Raw genomic sequence first — 13,995 nt, 5'->3', positions numbered from 1 at the left:
CCCTTAAATTATTTGTGAGGCGAGCAAGCGATAGCGCGCTTAGATTTAAAGCAAAATCTCAATTTCCCCTGTCCATTTTCTTGACATAGTATCAAAAAATATTAAAGAAGTAATAAAGTATTTAGATAAAAAATAGGTAAATTATAAATATCAAAATATAAGTTTGAATATTATTCGGGATATTAAAAAGAGTAATATAAAATTATTACCTAATAGAGTAGTATTTGTTTTAGAGGTGATTAAATGAAGAAGTTATATTTAAGTACAATAGCTCTATCAATAAGTGTTGCAGGCTTTGTCCAACCAATAGAAACAGAAGCTGCACAAAAGTTTAAAGATGTAAGTTCGTCTCACTTTGCTTATGAAGCAATTAATTGGGCAAACAATGAAGGAATTATTAGCGGATATACAGATGGCACATTTAAACCCAATAATATGGTTACCGAGGCGCAATTTGCAAAAATGTTAGCTCTCTATTTTAATCTAAGTACTGCAAAGGGATCAATCGTCAAAAAAGCTGATCCTAAACATTGGGCAGATGATTATTATAATCAGTTAGCAAGCTATAGTGTACCGTTAAATGGTTATCTTTCGAATACGCTGCGTGATGAAAATGTTAAACGTGGTGTTGTAGCGGAGGCAATTGCTTATCTGGCACAGGATGAGCTGACTTTAGAAAAGAGTATTCAATATTTATACGATCACCAAATTTCAACAGGCCAAAATCCGAACGAGGCACTAATAGAACGTCATTTCGGAGCGAATAATTATTTAAATCGTGCACAGGCTGTCTCCTTCATACATAGATTGCATCTTGCTGGAATTGATTCTCTACAAGGGAAGCAAGCATTAATGCACTATAATTCCAATGAGAATATTACTAGTTTAGCCAAACTTGGAACAGGTTATTTATCATTCCATTTTGCAAAGGCAGATGCATATCAGGATCAGGATGTTTACCAGGCTTTTCAACGTGAACGAAGCGATTATTACAAGAGATTAAAGGATTCACTCGATACAGCTCCTTTTAAAATAGCTGATAGTCTTAAAACGAGCGATCATAATTTACAAATTTTTAATATCGAGGCATTAGATCTATTAAAGAGTTTACTAAAACCAGAAACTATCGATTATCTTAATAGACATTTCTCTGTCTTTAATGCATCTGCAGATAATACTTACTTTAACGTTATGTTTTCTGATAAAAATAATAAAGGTCTCCATATATCCTATTCACCAAATGATTTTTATCCAAAGTTGTATGGAAATCGTTCGTATAGTACGGTGGCGGCAGGTGACACCCTAGAAATCAATACTGCTATGGCAATGGTAATTAGCGATATTTCAGGAACAGCACGTACAGTAGCTGAAATTAATTCATACCAAAGTTGGATAGCTCAAAAGAAAAATGTAACTAATGAACATGGCTATCCCTATGGACGCACGATTCGTTTCGGAGTGAAAACATATTTGTCAGAAACATATATGAATTCACCTGGTTATATGTTTAGGTACTACCCTGATAAAACAAGAAATGAGGATTTAAAAGACTAGATAAAGTCTATTTAATATTGGGATTTTTTTAAACTATTTATTTGAATTATAAAACAGAGCTAATTTCAATCGAAATTGGCTCTGTTTCTATTGATTGGGCGATAAGTGCTTTTTTTGTATGATGTAAATAAGCCGATTTAATAACTAAAATCGGCTTTTCCTACTAAGATGTTTAATTTTTTTGAAGTTCGATTTGGATACGACCGCTTCCTTTTAAATATTGCTCATAGCGTGCAATCTCCAGTTTAATTGGATTAATTGGAAGTCTTTCAACATTCTCCATATCAAATTGCTGCCCAATTAGCATATAGTTTTCGTACTCTGAAATCCAAGTGCTATTTGAATAAAAAATATTCCCATCTGCGTCCACTAAATGGCTAAACACCCCTTTGTGTTCATTCTTTTTATATGGGGAAATTTTATATTGAATTTCAAAATTATCTTTTATTTCAAGCTCTATATTTATATTCTCGGGCTGACTAATAATTTTTCTCTTGTCAAAATCAACTATGATAAAATCATCAGCTTTATCAATTGCTTCAATTTCTCGCAGTTCAATTGTTATGCTTTTGGGCATTCGGAAATAATTACTTTCAAGCATAATACTAAATTGCTCATCTTCATAGTTACCAAATCCGACGACACCATTTTTAATTTTTCCCCATTCTTCTTGATGTTCATCATAGATGCGAATATCCTCAAAGCTTAGTATTCTCTTGGTATTTGTTGGATCAATCGACATTTTTAGTTCAGAACGAATCGGAGAAATAATAAGTTCATGGATTGTCATGCGTTGCCCATCGATAATAACATGTTTGTTGACAGTATAATGTTTGGATGCTTTCACATCATTTTTTAGTGTAAAAGGAATTTCAAATACTGTCTCAGGGTGGTCACTTAGCGATAATGTCAGCTTAAAATCCTTAGCTGAATAGTCCAGACCTTGGCTGGTGGCAACATTAATTGTATTTTCTACTTCATATGTTCCTTTAGGCTGTGCTGCCCAGCTACTACCAACTGTTGCCTTTACTTGTTCACCCTTCTGTTTAACTTCCGTTACTATGCCTTTGAAAGTCGCTAAATCCTCATCCGAATTTAGTTTATAGGAAATAATCATTCCAGATTCATCTGCTACAACGCCTGTAATCATAAGTGTTTTACCATTAATGGTTTGGCTCGCATTTATATGCTCATAATATTCGTTGCTGACAATATCCTCAATTCCTTTATCGAAGGCAATCATTTCAACCAGTGGCTTTAAACCTGGGATTTGTGCAACAGCTTGTGCAAGAGCAGGAGATATTCGAATTGATCCAATAAAGGCAATCAATATAAAGGCAACAGTGATTGCTAAATGTAAAAATCGTTTATGGCGAGCCCTTTGTTTTAATCGCTTGAAAGCATAAAATTGTAATTTGGGCTGTAATGTGTCCACTGGCACTGATTCAAGTAATTCCTCATATCTTTGTTGCTGCTCTTTGTCAAAGCTATTCATGAAAAGCCCCCCTCTCCTAATAGTTGACGAAGCCTCTTTAAAGTTTTATGTAATCTAGACTTAACAGTACCCTCAGGAATATTTTTAAGGGTTGCAATTTCACTGTTTTTTAAATCCCTAAAGTACTTTAAATGAATAAGCTCCTGCTGTTCAATAGGTAGCTGTAAAATGACATCATTTAGTTCAAATAGCTCTGACATATACTGAGGCTGCTCCACTAAATTATTAGCTATGATTGTTTGTTTTTGCTGTCGCTTCATCATTAGACATGTATTGATAACAACTCGAACGAGCCATGTTTTAAAATATTGAGGCGTTTGAACTTTATGAATATTTTTTAGGCATTGATATGTCATCTCTTGTAGAGCATCATTGGCATCATGCTCATTTCGCATATAGCTATAGGCAACTCGATACATAGACTCTTTATATAAACTTAAAAGCTGAAGTTGAGCAGCTTCATTTCCATCAATTGCATGTTTGGCAAGTTCGATTTCGTTCATCTCCATGCCTCCTTTACTGATTAGATGCACCAATTAAATAAATCGTTCATTTTATTTTTGAAAAATTAAAAATGATAGGTTAATATTTTATAAGACCCAATAAATGAGTTATCGAAAAATTTTTTATAAATGTAGCATTTAGCTTAGTTTAGTGAGTGCCCAGCTTTGACTAAGAAAGCTTTCCTATCTTTTTTATGCTGTAAAATTAAAATGTTGCTAAAGAAGAGGTACACAACCGTGAATTCACCATTGACTACTTTTATCACACTTGTTTGTACGTCAGGCGTATTAAATTTGTATCTTAGTGGGTACGTATTTTTTAAACGCCATAATTTTACGAAGATTGCTCAATTATTTATTTGTAATACGCTTTTGATAGCCATATACTGTTTTGCATCTGCTTTTGGTTTAATGTCTACTGCACTAAATGAAATAAAGTTTTGGACAGTTATTCAATATGTAGGAATGGCATTTTCACCTGCAATTGGATTATTGTTTATCATGCAGTACGTGGGCATAAATTTAAATAGGAAAATGTTTATTTCATTACTGATTATTCCTTTTATTAGTTTGCTATCAGTTGCAACGAATGATTTTCATCATTTTCATTATAGAGTGTTTGAAATAGACCCTAATTTGGGAGCACCTTACGTTTATCAGGAGATAGGTATTTGGTATATAATTCACGGTATATTTACGTTTGCTAGTATGTTTGTAGCATTTTTATTAGTGCTCTCTCATTGGAAGGAAACAACAAAGGTGTATCGTCCACAATTAATTTCGCTAATGTTTAGCCAGCTTGTTCCAATAATAACGGCATTTGTTTATTTAATTGGATTAACGCCTTCAGGATTTGATCCGGTCCCAATGGTTTTATGGATTTCCTCACTTTTATATCTATGGTCAATTAGCTCATCACGTTTGTTTAGAATTATGCCTATTACGAAAAATGCGATATTTAATAATATAAATGATGGGGTTATGGTGCTAGATGAATCCCAGCGATTAATTGAATTTAACGAAGCCTGTCGGAGGATGTTTCCGAAGCTGAACCACACTATGTATGGTATGGATTTTGTGAAAGTCTGGTTTGAACTATCCGAGAAAAATATCCCCTTTAATATTGACATAACGGAAGGGTCAAAAGAATTTCAGCTAGATCTCACTATTTCAGAAAGCCTTTCACGGACCTATCAGATTCGCCTCTCATCAATACAACAGAAGAACAGTAGAAATGGAATGTTATTGATTTTTACTGATATTACGGAACTTAAAAATCTACAAAAAAAATTAGAGCATCAGGCATATTATGATGAACTAACCCAAGTTTTTAATCGTCGGGCTTTTTTTCAGTATTGTACGGAGGGTTTTTTGGAGGCCAAGAAAGATCAAACAGCCTTTACTGTCGTTTTAATGGATATTGACTATTTTAAAAAAGTAAATGATACGTATGGCCATGCTGTTGGTGATCAAGTGCTTATTCATGTAGCACAGACTATTCAAAATCAATTGAAAGAGCGGGGACTTTTTGCTCGATATGGAGGCGAGGAGTTCGTTCTTGCATTCAATGGATTAACATCACTAGAGGGAGAAGGGATAGCTAATGAGCTCCGTTCCTATGTGGCATCACAGCCTCTAGAAACGCTGAAGGAAACAATCACAATTACGTTAAGCTGTGGTGTTGCAGAAGTAATAACCGAAGAAGAGGAAACGCTTTATCACCTCCTTCATAAAGCTGATATGGCTTTATATTGTGCCAAGCAAGAAGGACGTAATCGTGTACATGTTTATAGAGAACCTGTAAAGCCTGAAATGTAGTAGCATTTCAGGCTTTAATATATCAATGACTAAATCTTTGTTGTTTATAAATAAAACTGCATGTGCTAGTGCAAACTTTAGATGAAAAGTCGACAAGCTTTTGATTATGACTTTTCAAAAAATCAATGAAGGATGGTAGTCAAATATGAAAACAAATCATACCAACGCAACGCGATATGCGAAGAATTTACAAGCAAACCCAAATCGTCAGCAGCAGGAGGAATTTGGTTCTGAGTTTGAAATCGATGCAGCTTCAGCACAAGTTAACAACTTTGCCGAAGCACAAGGAAAAACAGATATCAAACAGCCAGTAAGTGAGCGAACGGCATGGCACTAATTTATATTTGACAACTATTCATAGCATTGAGATGGAGAACTAAGGTTTAGGCCTTAGTTCTAATTTTATGAGGAAAAAATTATTATTGCTTTGTGAGGTTATTGCTAGGCTTAAGGGATTTTAATAAATTCTTTGTCTCTTGAAGAGAGATGTCTTGGCTAACAACCTCATATTTATAATCATCTTTCATGCCTATAAAATGAGCACCTATAGGATCTGTTAGTTCATAACCTGACCACTCAATGCCGTTTAAAGTAAACTTTTCACGTTGTTCGCCCTTTTCTTTATTAAAATCACTTAAAGTACGAACTATGGAATCTTTATGATAGGCACGTACATACATTACCTGAGTTTCATTTTCGAAAATATAAGTAAGATAAGCTTGTTTATAATCTTTATATTTTTCATAGCCAGCTGAGAATAATGTAAGCTTGGAATGAGTGAATTCATACAGGAATGGTATATCCTTCCGAAGTAGATCTAATACATCTTCGGTATCTTCCTTAAAGCCATCTGCATAGTCTACAACTTCTATATCCACTTCTCTTGGATCCATATTTACTCTTTTTCGAGTGTTTATAGGTGGGTGATAGCCATCTAAGTTTGGTACAAATGTATGCGGGTCAATCGGTATATTTATATCTAAACTTTCAGGGTGAAGATAACTAGTAAGTTCACCATCCTTATCATACGTTTCATATTTCACTAAGATTCCAGTATCTTTGTCTACCCAAAAGCGAAAAGTATCAGTCGTTCCTTTCATCTTCATTCTCGCTACTACTTGCTCATCTATTTTTCCGTATAAAACAATAGTATTATGGCCTAACAATTCTTCATTTTGTTTTTCAATCTCCCATTGCTCCATATTTCTTAAATAACTAGAGGTTTGTTCATAGGGGAACAAAGATAAGCCTGAAGCGGCAATTTGAGGTCGTTCCCTAAATATGGAGTTTTCTTTATATATATCTTTCAACTTAATACTAAATGCTTCTTCTAGGGTAACCACTTTACGCCTTGGTTCTGGTTGATAATCTTGTTCTTGAAATGTTTTATTTAAACTCTCTTTAGACCAGAGCTTTTCATTATTATAAATATATTCTTGAATACTTTCCTCAAACCCCATAACCTTCTCATCAAATAGAGATGTAACTTTCTCGTACCCACCAATTTCATTTTTTATACTTAATTTATACTCAGTAATAGAAGTACTATCAGAGTCATCGTAGAATAGTGAGTACTCTTTAAACTTTCCAGTTGCAGTGTGAAAATAATCCACCGTATTTAAAAGCCTTGCAACAACATCTTCCTTTGTCATCTCTTCATAAGATTCTTTTTGTTCAGGTGGTGTATAGAGGTGCGGATTGATTTTAGGTTCTTGAGAAAAAGTCTCGATGTTTTTGTCTAAACCTGTGATTTTTTCTCCACTTGATAGAATATCCAACTCGTTTATAATGAAATAGCTTGTTCCTAAGAAAAACAGTAAGGTTATTACGGTAGGTAACAAATATTTTAGCTTGTGTTTTACATGAAACGACTTCTTGTTTCTTTTGTGTATAGTCTGACGAACATTTTCCTTATTCTTCTCATTAAAGTTGATGTCTTTTAATACAGTTTCATTCATTGTCTGTATAATTTTTTTTAATACATCATCCATTAATTTTGCCCCCTTCAAGTGACTTTTTTAACAAAAGGCGAGCTCTATGTAGCCTGGATTTAATCGTTTGTAACCTTAAATTTAACAAAGTTGATATTTGGTTATATGACATTTCTTCATAATAATATAAAATAATAACCTCTCTATATTTCACTGGTAAAGAAAGAATTTTTTCAGCAATTAGTTGTTTATGCTCTAGTCCAACTAATTCCATTTCAGGTGATTTATTAGTGCTTTTTATTTTTGAAAAAAATTCTGTAAGTATTATATGTCTAAAAGACCAACTTCTTAATTTGTCTTTACATAAGTTCACTGTAATACGATATAACCATGTTTTATAGGAAGATTCATTTCGAAAGCTGTCTAGGTTCTCGTAGCACTTTATAAAAACCTCTTGGGCAATATCCTCTGATAATTGCTTTTGCTTCAAGTAGGTAAAAGCTAAACGAGCAACTTGATCTCCGTATTCCTTCATTAACCATTCAAGCCTCTCCTCTCTACTTAAATTGCTTTCAATTTCTACTGACTTTCTTTCTTGTTCAAGCATTCTCCACACCCTTTCAAATATTAGACGGAGTAGGTACATTTTGGTTGTAAAAATATTTTCTATTAATTACATGTTCAAGGGACAAGATTCTCAAAACAGGCTTTTTCTGTTATAGAGTATGGAATTTATTTGTATAAAGATTTTTGTAACATTATTAAATATCGGAAGTTATTTAAGTGAGGAGGTGAAAAGACATGGACTTTGATGAAATCTATCACAAATATTTTCAGGATGTTTATTTATATCTGAAATCATTGAGTCATAACGATGTTATAGCTGAAGAAATTACCCAGGAAACTTTTTTTAAAGCGTTAAAGAACATTGAAAGTTTTGATGGTTCTAAGGATATTCGAGCATGGCTCTTTATAATTGCTAAAAATACATACTTCTCTTATTACAAAAAGAGGAAAAAGCAAATTGATTCTAATTTAAATGAGACAACAGAAACAGGCGTCCATATTGTGAAGCATTTAATGAATGAAGAGGATGCATTTGCAGTTCATCAGTTTCTACATTCAATGAAGGAACCATACAAGGAAGTCTTTTCACTACGAACCTTTGGGGAGCTCTCTTTTGAGAAAATAGGGAGGCTTTTTGGAAAAAGCGCAGGATGGGCTAGGGTAACCTTTTACAGGGCTAGAAAGCAAATATTAGAGTATATGGAGGCGATCAATCATGACGGAGATTAAGTGCACAATTATTCAAGATATTTTACCTCTTTATGTTGATGAGGTAGTTAGTCAGGATACCAAAGAAATGGTTGAGAAGCATATCAAGCATTGTAAAAAATGTCAGCTCGAGTATCAGCAAATGAAGCATGAAATGTATATTCCTGAAGAGAATAAAGTGACTCTCTTTAAAAGGATTAATAAGAAATGGCGAAAGAAAAAAATAATCGTTTCAGGTATCTCTGCTTTCATCACAGCTTTAATTTTATTAGGTGTATTTGAATATGTCTTTCATTATGAAACGGTAATTCCATATTCAGAGGATACGATGAAAATTGAAAATAACGAAGATAAAACACTATTTGCCCATTACTATGGTAAAAGCTATGCAAGTGTTAGCGTCACACATCCTATGCTTCTTGAAATAGATGGCGAGAAAAAGAATATAAGCTTTATTTATTATAATAAGACAATTGCTGATTCGCCTACTCGGCAGCTTATTAATAATGGAAAAGCACGCAATGAGCAGGATTTTATTTTTGAATTTCCTGAAGCTGAAGAAATCGACGCTGTATACTATGCGGAATATGACTTTGAAAAAATAGCAGCTAATAAGGAAACTTGGAAAAATATTTTAAAAGATGCTGTTCTAATTTGGGAAAAAAAGCAATAAAGCTCTTACAAATCATTTTCCTGCATATTTTCTGTCCATTTTAAAAATACTAGGACTAGGTAACTTATTGAATGGTCAAGAAAGGGAGAGGTAAAATTGGCAAAGCACTCTGATATAAGCTGGAAACAGGATCATCCTAGCACTTTATTTAGTAATTCTGTCCAAAAGGCAGAACGTTTGTTAAAGCATGCAAAATCACACCCTGAGGAAATAGCGATCGAACATGCATTTGATCAAATAGACCATGCAGAAAATGCGTATATGAATGCACATCAATATGGTGAGCATTTGGATACTGTCCAGCAAAATAAAGAGTACCTAGAGCAAATCAAACAGCAACTACATGACATGAAAGATAATGTAAAAAAGCAGTAGAGCATTTGAACCTTCATCGTCGGGCAGATTAAAAATGGCTTAAGCTCTAGACTTAAGCCATTTTCTGTTCGAAATCAGCACCAAATAATTATCTCATGGGGTGTGGTTTGAGCCGGAATACTTCTTGTTGTAGCACCATAGAGGACAATTAGGTTTCGATTAGCGGGATTTCTAGAAAAAGGCTGCCCGTTTTTAAGCAAGATAACCGTAGATGGAGAGAGATTTAATTGTAGTTGACCATCACTGCTCATCAGATGGTTATCAAAAAAGTCAACCTTTACATTTTGGTAATTACTTTCCTTTACAACAATAAGAGCTCGATATTGTGGCGGGTATATCATAGGTACAGGAGCGTCCCCATCATAGTAGCCCGTAACCCAATCACCTGGTCTAACTATTTCCTGATTAACAAAGTAAGTAGAGGGAGAAACGACAAAATTTACAACGCCCCCAGCACCATCTTCTACAGTTAAAAGTTTATAGCAGCCCTCAACATCCCTATTTTGCCCTACAGGAAAATCATTTATTTGTGTTACAATTCCACGGAAAGATTTAAAATTTACCATAACCATTCCTTTCGAATTAACAATTGTATTAGCTTATGTAAAAATCTCTATATAGATGACAAGGAATAAAATTGCTCTTCCATTAGTAAAAATCTATTTATCTATATAAGCTTGTCCTTTATTATAGGAAAAGAATGTTTTTATCGAGGGGGGAGCTTATGAAGTGGATTTCTAAAAATAATAAAAAACCAATTTTATTATTTAGCTTTATTATAATTGTCATCGCTGGTTTACTCGATCTCAAATACGAGGGATTATTTTTCCGTATACTACCTGAATCAATACAACAAAAATTATCTACTTTCTTTAACAAGTAAAAATAGACATAAAATAAAAATAATGCTAGTAAATTTTGAGAAAATTCGGTATATTTAGATGTGGAGTGGGGCTAGTACAAAAACAAGACTGGTTCCATATTTTTATGTTATTATATAGATATAATAATCAACTTGACTTATTTATATGAAAGCGCTAACCATTTTTAGGCCAAGTAATCCAAAATGCATGAATTTCTAAGGATACTTTTAATTATGTATTTGTTCGTTTTTTTCTTGAATTATGAATGAAATGGCTCGAAATATGCCGTTAAATCTCATATAAATAGTTGATATTTTAATCTTCAAGTAATTGTGATAAACTGCAATAAGGTAATAATTGATACAGAAAAGGTGTGCTCCTAGGTCGCTCCATGGCTTGCTTTGACATCTAAGCGGAGTGCTTACATCCTTTCTGCAAATCTTAATATATAAGGAAGGTAAAAATGAGTAACAGACAAATTAAATCAGATGTTATCTTAATTGGTGCCGGAATCATGAGTGCGACTTTGGGAACACTGCTCAAAGAATTAGCACCAGATTGGAAAATTACAGTGTTTGAGAAGCTTGATAAAGCCGGTGAAGAAAGTTCTCAAGAATTGAACAATGCGGGAACTGGGCATGCTGCACTATGTGAGCTTAACTACACTTCCGAGAAAAAAGACGGATCAATCGATATCAGCAAAGCGATTAACGTTAATGAGCAGTTCCAAGTTTCAAGACAGTTTTGGTCTTATCTAGTAAACAATAAATTGATCAATAACCCACAAGACTTCATTATGCCTTTACCACATATGAGCTTAGTACAAGGGAAAGACAATGTTGAGTTCCTAAAAAAACGTCATGAAACAATGACGAAAAATCCTTTATTCCAAGGCATGGAATTTTCTGATGACCCAGAAAAACTAAAGGAATGGATTCCTCTTATTATGCAAGACCGTTCTGCAGATGAAGCTATTGCTGCAACAAAAATTGACACTGGTACAGACGTTAACTTTGGTGCTTTAACACGCATGTTATTTGATCACTTAAAAACAAAAGATGTAGATATTAACTACAACCACAGTGTTGAAAGTCTAAAACAAGCAAGCGATGGAACTTGGGAAGTGCGTGTACATGATTTAGATGGATGCAAAATGGAATATCATTCAGCAAAATTTGTCTTCCTTGGAGCTGGTGGAGGAAGCCTTGAATTACTACAAAAATCAGGTATTCCTGAAGGGAAGCATATTGGTGGATTCCCTATCAGTGGACTATTCTTAGCATGTAAAAATCAAGAAGTTGCTGACCAGCACCATGCAAAAGTGTACGGAAAAGCAAAAGTTGGCGCTCCGCCAATGTCAGTTCCTCATCTTGATACACGTTATATTGATAACAAAAAATCATTATTATTTGGACCATTCGCAGGGTTCTCACCTAAGTTCTTAAAAACAGGTTCAAATATGGATTTATTTGCTTCTGTAAAACCGCATAATATCACAACTTTATTAGCGGCAGGCGTTAAAGAGATGGGATTAACAAAGTATTTAATCCAACAGCTTATGCTTTCAAAAGAGCAGCGCATGGATGAGTTACGTGATTTCATCCCAAATGCGAAGAGCGATGATTGGGATATCATTGTTGCTGGACAACGTGTACAAGTAATTAAGGACACAGAAGCTGGTGGAAAAGGTACGCTTCAATTTGGTACGGAAGTTGTAAGCGCTTCTGATGGATCAATTGCAGCTTTACTTGGAGCTTCACCAGGTGCTTCTACGGCTGTTCACGTTATGCTTGAGGTAATCAATAAATGTTTCCCTCAACAAATCAAAGAATGGGAGCCAAAAATTAAAGAAATGATCCCATCTTATGGCTTATCATTAGCACAAAATCCAGAGCTTCTTAAAGAGATTAATGAAACAACTGATAAAGCACTTGCTTTAAAATAAATACTTGGAGACAGCAGATGTAAAGCAACATTTGGACAACCGTTTCCATAGCATAGAATCTTCAATCTAATTAGGGATTGGGGATTCTATTTTTTATAGAAAAAAGCTGTAGTATAATCGATTATTTCTATTATATTAGAATGTACTGTAAATAATGACAAATTTACAAATATTTAATACAAAAGTTGAATGAGCAACATTATTTCGGAGAATTATTCAACATTTAGGGTGCTAATTAAAGATGGAAAATACCTTAATACTTATATAATCTTTCATTAACTTGCTAGCTGATGCTATAAATCTTATGTACCGTTGTTTTCGCTAAAGTTGTTATCTATACTTTTCATAAAGAAAGGAATGGGGTAGATGATTAATCTAAAAAATATCGGTAAATTTCACGATCTTCCAGAAATAGCAATGCATATTTACAACGGAAATGTTCCCGCTTTACTGCTTACTATTGAAGAGGGCTGGAATATTGAAGAGGACATGATATTGAATCAGAATATCTCGTTAAGTCCATTAGATTTGTCGCTAAGATTACAGAGACTGGATGTTATAAAGTTGCTAGTAGAGCATGGTGTAAATTTGAACGTTAAAAATAATCCAGCCTTTTTGGTAGCTGTTCGTTATTGTAAAGAAGATGTAGTACGTTATATTGTAAAGCATGGAGCGAAGCTGGACATGCTGAATCAGGTCAATTCTGGTGCCTATTCACAGGCCTACTATGGTAATAAAAATAATATTTCACTCATTCATGAGCTAGGTCTGGATATAAGACAGTACGGTGGTCCAGTATTGCGTCAGGCTGTGTCGAATCATGATATGAGGACAATTACATATTTACTCGATCAAGGGGTGGACATTAATTTTAATAAACCGGATATGGTTTATCCTTATCAAGCAACTCCATTAACAGTGGCAACAAGTATGGGGAATCTAACAATGGTGAAATACTTGGTTGAACGAGGCGCAAACGTTACTTTAGCTGAAAAGGATGGCGAGCGTCCATATACGATTGCGATTGGCAATAAAAATACTATTTTAGCTGACTATTTGAAAGCATTGGAGCCAGCTCAGCTTCATGATTTGGAGAACAAAAAATATGAGTTAAAAAAATATAAATTGAGTAATGAACTGATTAGCTTCCTTACAGGAGAAAAGCTACAACTTGAGCTAGATAGCAATGACTATGACATCAGATATATCGACTTTTTCACACTGACAGACACCATTGAAATGAAGATTGACCGTCAAAAGCTACTGCGTATATCAGCACATGTAGATAATTATTCTGATTTACAAATAGTATGGAATCCAAAGAAAAAAGGACAAATTGGCTGCTATGATGTGGAGCATCAGAAGTATGCTAATTTATGCAGCTTTAAAGAATTTCTTGCAAAGCCTGAAACATATCTCATCAATTTCCTTGAAGGAGAGCTGTAGATTTGTCACTCTGTTTGTGAGGAGAGGCTGGGACATAACTAGCTTCAATTCGTGAGAAATCCGACTTTGAATGAATTCAAAGTCGGATTTCTCTATCTTTTATGTTTTTCCAGATAG

14 protein-coding genes are annotated in these 13,995 nt (G+C 34.1%); 9 read left to right on the top strand and 5 right to left on the bottom strand.

Features of this window, described 5'->3' with window-relative positions; genetic code table 11:
- The first annotated feature begins 243 nt into the window (after positions 1-243).
- The gene (locus tag ACQKIM_RS26835; protein ID WP_427549784.1) at positions 244-1,554 is read left to right on the top strand and encodes an S-layer homology domain-containing protein; all 1,311 of its coding nucleotides are present in this window, start codon (positions 244-246) and stop codon (positions 1,552-1,554) included.
- A 172-nt stretch (positions 1,555-1,726) separates the two neighbouring features.
- On the opposite strand, the gene ACQKIM_RS26830 is transcribed toward ACQKIM_RS26835, so the two are convergent.
- Positions 1,727-3,049, bottom strand: a complete 1,323-nt coding sequence (locus tag ACQKIM_RS26830; protein ID WP_427549783.1) for a DUF4179 domain-containing protein — start codon at positions 3,047-3,049, stop codon at positions 1,727-1,729.
- A complete protein-coding gene (locus ACQKIM_RS26825; protein ID WP_427549781.1) occupies positions 3,046-3,552 on the bottom strand; it encodes a sigma-70 family RNA polymerase sigma factor in 507 nt (168 codons plus the stop codon). The genes ACQKIM_RS26830 and ACQKIM_RS26825 overlap by 4 nt, the downstream gene beginning before the upstream one ends.
- Before the next feature lie 237 nt (positions 3,553-3,789).
- Between ACQKIM_RS26825 and ACQKIM_RS26820 the strand changes: the two genes are divergently transcribed.
- Both ACQKIM_RS26820 and ACQKIM_RS26815 read left to right on the top strand, forming a co-directional pair.
- On the top strand, positions 3,790-5,370 hold the full coding sequence (locus ACQKIM_RS26820) for a diguanylate cyclase (protein WP_427549778.1): 1,581 nt from the start codon (positions 3,790-3,792) through the stop codon (positions 5,368-5,370).
- A 145-nt stretch (positions 5,371-5,515) separates the two neighbouring features.
- Positions 5,516-5,707 carry a hypothetical protein gene (locus tag ACQKIM_RS26815; protein WP_427549777.1) on the top strand — a complete coding sequence of 64 codons (192 nt, stop codon included), beginning with the start codon at positions 5,516-5,518 and terminating at the stop codon, positions 5,705-5,707.
- A gap of 82 nt (positions 5,708-5,789) precedes the next feature.
- On the opposite strand, the gene ACQKIM_RS26810 is transcribed toward ACQKIM_RS26815, so the two are convergent.
- Together ACQKIM_RS26810 and ACQKIM_RS26805 are read right to left on the bottom strand one after the other, a co-directional pair.
- Positions 5,790-7,361 carry a hypothetical protein gene (locus tag ACQKIM_RS26810; RefSeq protein ID WP_427549776.1) on the bottom strand — a complete coding sequence of 524 codons (1,572 nt, stop codon included), beginning with the start codon at positions 7,359-7,361 and terminating at the stop codon, positions 5,790-5,792.
- On the bottom strand, positions 7,354-7,908 hold the full coding sequence (locus ACQKIM_RS26805; protein ID WP_427549774.1) for a sigma-70 family RNA polymerase sigma factor: 555 nt from the start codon (positions 7,906-7,908) through the stop codon (positions 7,354-7,356). Before ACQKIM_RS26805 ends, ACQKIM_RS26810 begins: the two co-directional genes overlap by 8 nt.
- 194 nt (positions 7,909-8,102) lie before the next feature.
- On the opposite strand from ACQKIM_RS26805, the gene ACQKIM_RS26800 reads away from it, so the two are divergent.
- The 3 genes from ACQKIM_RS26800 to ACQKIM_RS26790 all read left to right on the top strand — a co-directional run bounded on the left by ACQKIM_RS26800 (position 8,103) and on the right by ACQKIM_RS26790 (position 9,624).
- Positions 8,103-8,597: an RNA polymerase sigma factor gene (locus ACQKIM_RS26800; RefSeq protein WP_427549772.1), complete on the top strand. Its 495-nt coding sequence runs from the start codon at positions 8,103-8,105 to the stop codon at positions 8,595-8,597.
- Entirely contained in the window at positions 8,584-9,249 is a 666-nt protein-coding gene (locus tag ACQKIM_RS26795; protein ID WP_427549769.1) for a zf-HC2 domain-containing protein, read from the top strand. Before ACQKIM_RS26800 ends, ACQKIM_RS26795 begins: the two co-directional genes overlap by 14 nt.
- Positions 9,250-9,345: 96 nt before the next feature.
- Entirely contained in the window at positions 9,346-9,624 is a 279-nt protein-coding gene (locus ACQKIM_RS26790; RefSeq protein WP_427549766.1) for a hypothetical protein, read from the top strand.
- A gap of 74 nt (positions 9,625-9,698) precedes the next feature.
- On the opposite strand, the gene ACQKIM_RS26785 is transcribed toward ACQKIM_RS26790, so the two are convergent.
- Entirely contained in the window at positions 9,699-10,190 is a 492-nt protein-coding gene (locus ACQKIM_RS26785) for a hypothetical protein (RefSeq protein WP_427549764.1), read from the bottom strand.
- A gap of 158 nt (positions 10,191-10,348) precedes the next feature.
- Between ACQKIM_RS26785 and ACQKIM_RS26780 the strand changes: the two genes are divergently transcribed.
- The 3 genes from ACQKIM_RS26780 (at position 10,349) to ACQKIM_RS26770 (ending at position 13,878) form a co-directional block, all read left to right on the top strand.
- A complete protein-coding gene (locus tag ACQKIM_RS26780) occupies positions 10,349-10,507 on the top strand; it encodes a hypothetical protein (protein WP_427549762.1) in 159 nt (52 codons plus the stop codon).
- A 443-nt stretch (positions 10,508-10,950) separates the two neighbouring features.
- On the top strand, positions 10,951-12,432 hold the full coding sequence (locus ACQKIM_RS26775; RefSeq protein WP_427549760.1) for a malate:quinone oxidoreductase: 1,482 nt from the start codon (positions 10,951-10,953) through the stop codon (positions 12,430-12,432).
- A 366-nt stretch (positions 12,433-12,798) separates the two neighbouring features.
- A complete protein-coding gene (locus tag ACQKIM_RS26770) occupies positions 12,799-13,878 on the top strand; it encodes an ankyrin repeat domain-containing protein (RefSeq protein WP_427549758.1) in 1,080 nt (359 codons plus the stop codon).
- The last annotated feature ends 117 nt before the right edge of the window (positions 13,879-13,995 follow it).

It is taken from the genome of Lysinibacillus sp. NPDC047702, assembly GCF_050272555.1.
GTDB lineage: Bacteria > Bacillota > Bacilli > Bacillales_A > Planococcaceae > Lysinibacillus.
The sequence above is the reverse complement of the archived record's forward strand: the minus strand, read 5'-3'. Positions and strand labels throughout refer to the sequence as shown.

Excerpts from the sequence above, each read along its gene's own strand:
- ACQKIM_RS26835 (WP_427549784.1), top strand. The coding sequence starts at position 244 with ATGAAGAAGTTATATTTAAGTACAATAGCTCTATCAATAAGTGTTGCA.
- ACQKIM_RS26830 (WP_427549783.1), bottom strand. The coding sequence starts at position 3,049 with ATGAATAGCTTTGACAAAGAGCAGCAACAAAGATATGAGGAATTACTT.
- ACQKIM_RS26825 (WP_427549781.1), bottom strand. The coding sequence starts at position 3,552 with ATGAACGAAATCGAACTTGCCAAACATGCAATTGATGGAAATGAAGCT.
- ACQKIM_RS26815 (WP_427549777.1), top strand. The coding sequence starts at position 5,516 with ATGAAAACAAATCATACCAACGCAACGCGATATGCGAAGAATTTACAA.
- ACQKIM_RS26810 (WP_427549776.1), bottom strand. The coding sequence starts at position 7,361 with ATGGATGATGTATTAAAAAAAATTATACAGACAATGAATGAAACTGTA.
- ACQKIM_RS26805 (WP_427549774.1), bottom strand. The coding sequence starts at position 7,908 with ATGCTTGAACAAGAAAGAAAGTCAGTAGAAATTGAAAGCAATTTAAGT.
- ACQKIM_RS26800 (WP_427549772.1), top strand. The coding sequence starts at position 8,103 with ATGGACTTTGATGAAATCTATCACAAATATTTTCAGGATGTTTATTTA.
- ACQKIM_RS26795 (WP_427549769.1), top strand. The coding sequence starts at position 8,584 with ATGACGGAGATTAAGTGCACAATTATTCAAGATATTTTACCTCTTTAT.
- ACQKIM_RS26785 (WP_427549764.1), bottom strand. The coding sequence starts at position 10,190 with ATGGTAAATTTTAAATCTTTCCGTGGAATTGTAACACAAATAAATGAT.
- ACQKIM_RS26780 (WP_427549762.1), top strand. The coding sequence starts at position 10,349 with ATGAAGTGGATTTCTAAAAATAATAAAAAACCAATTTTATTATTTAGC.
- ACQKIM_RS26775 (WP_427549760.1), top strand. The coding sequence starts at position 10,951 with ATGAGTAACAGACAAATTAAATCAGATGTTATCTTAATTGGTGCCGGA.
- ACQKIM_RS26770 (WP_427549758.1), top strand. The coding sequence starts at position 12,799 with ATGATTAATCTAAAAAATATCGGTAAATTTCACGATCTTCCAGAAATA.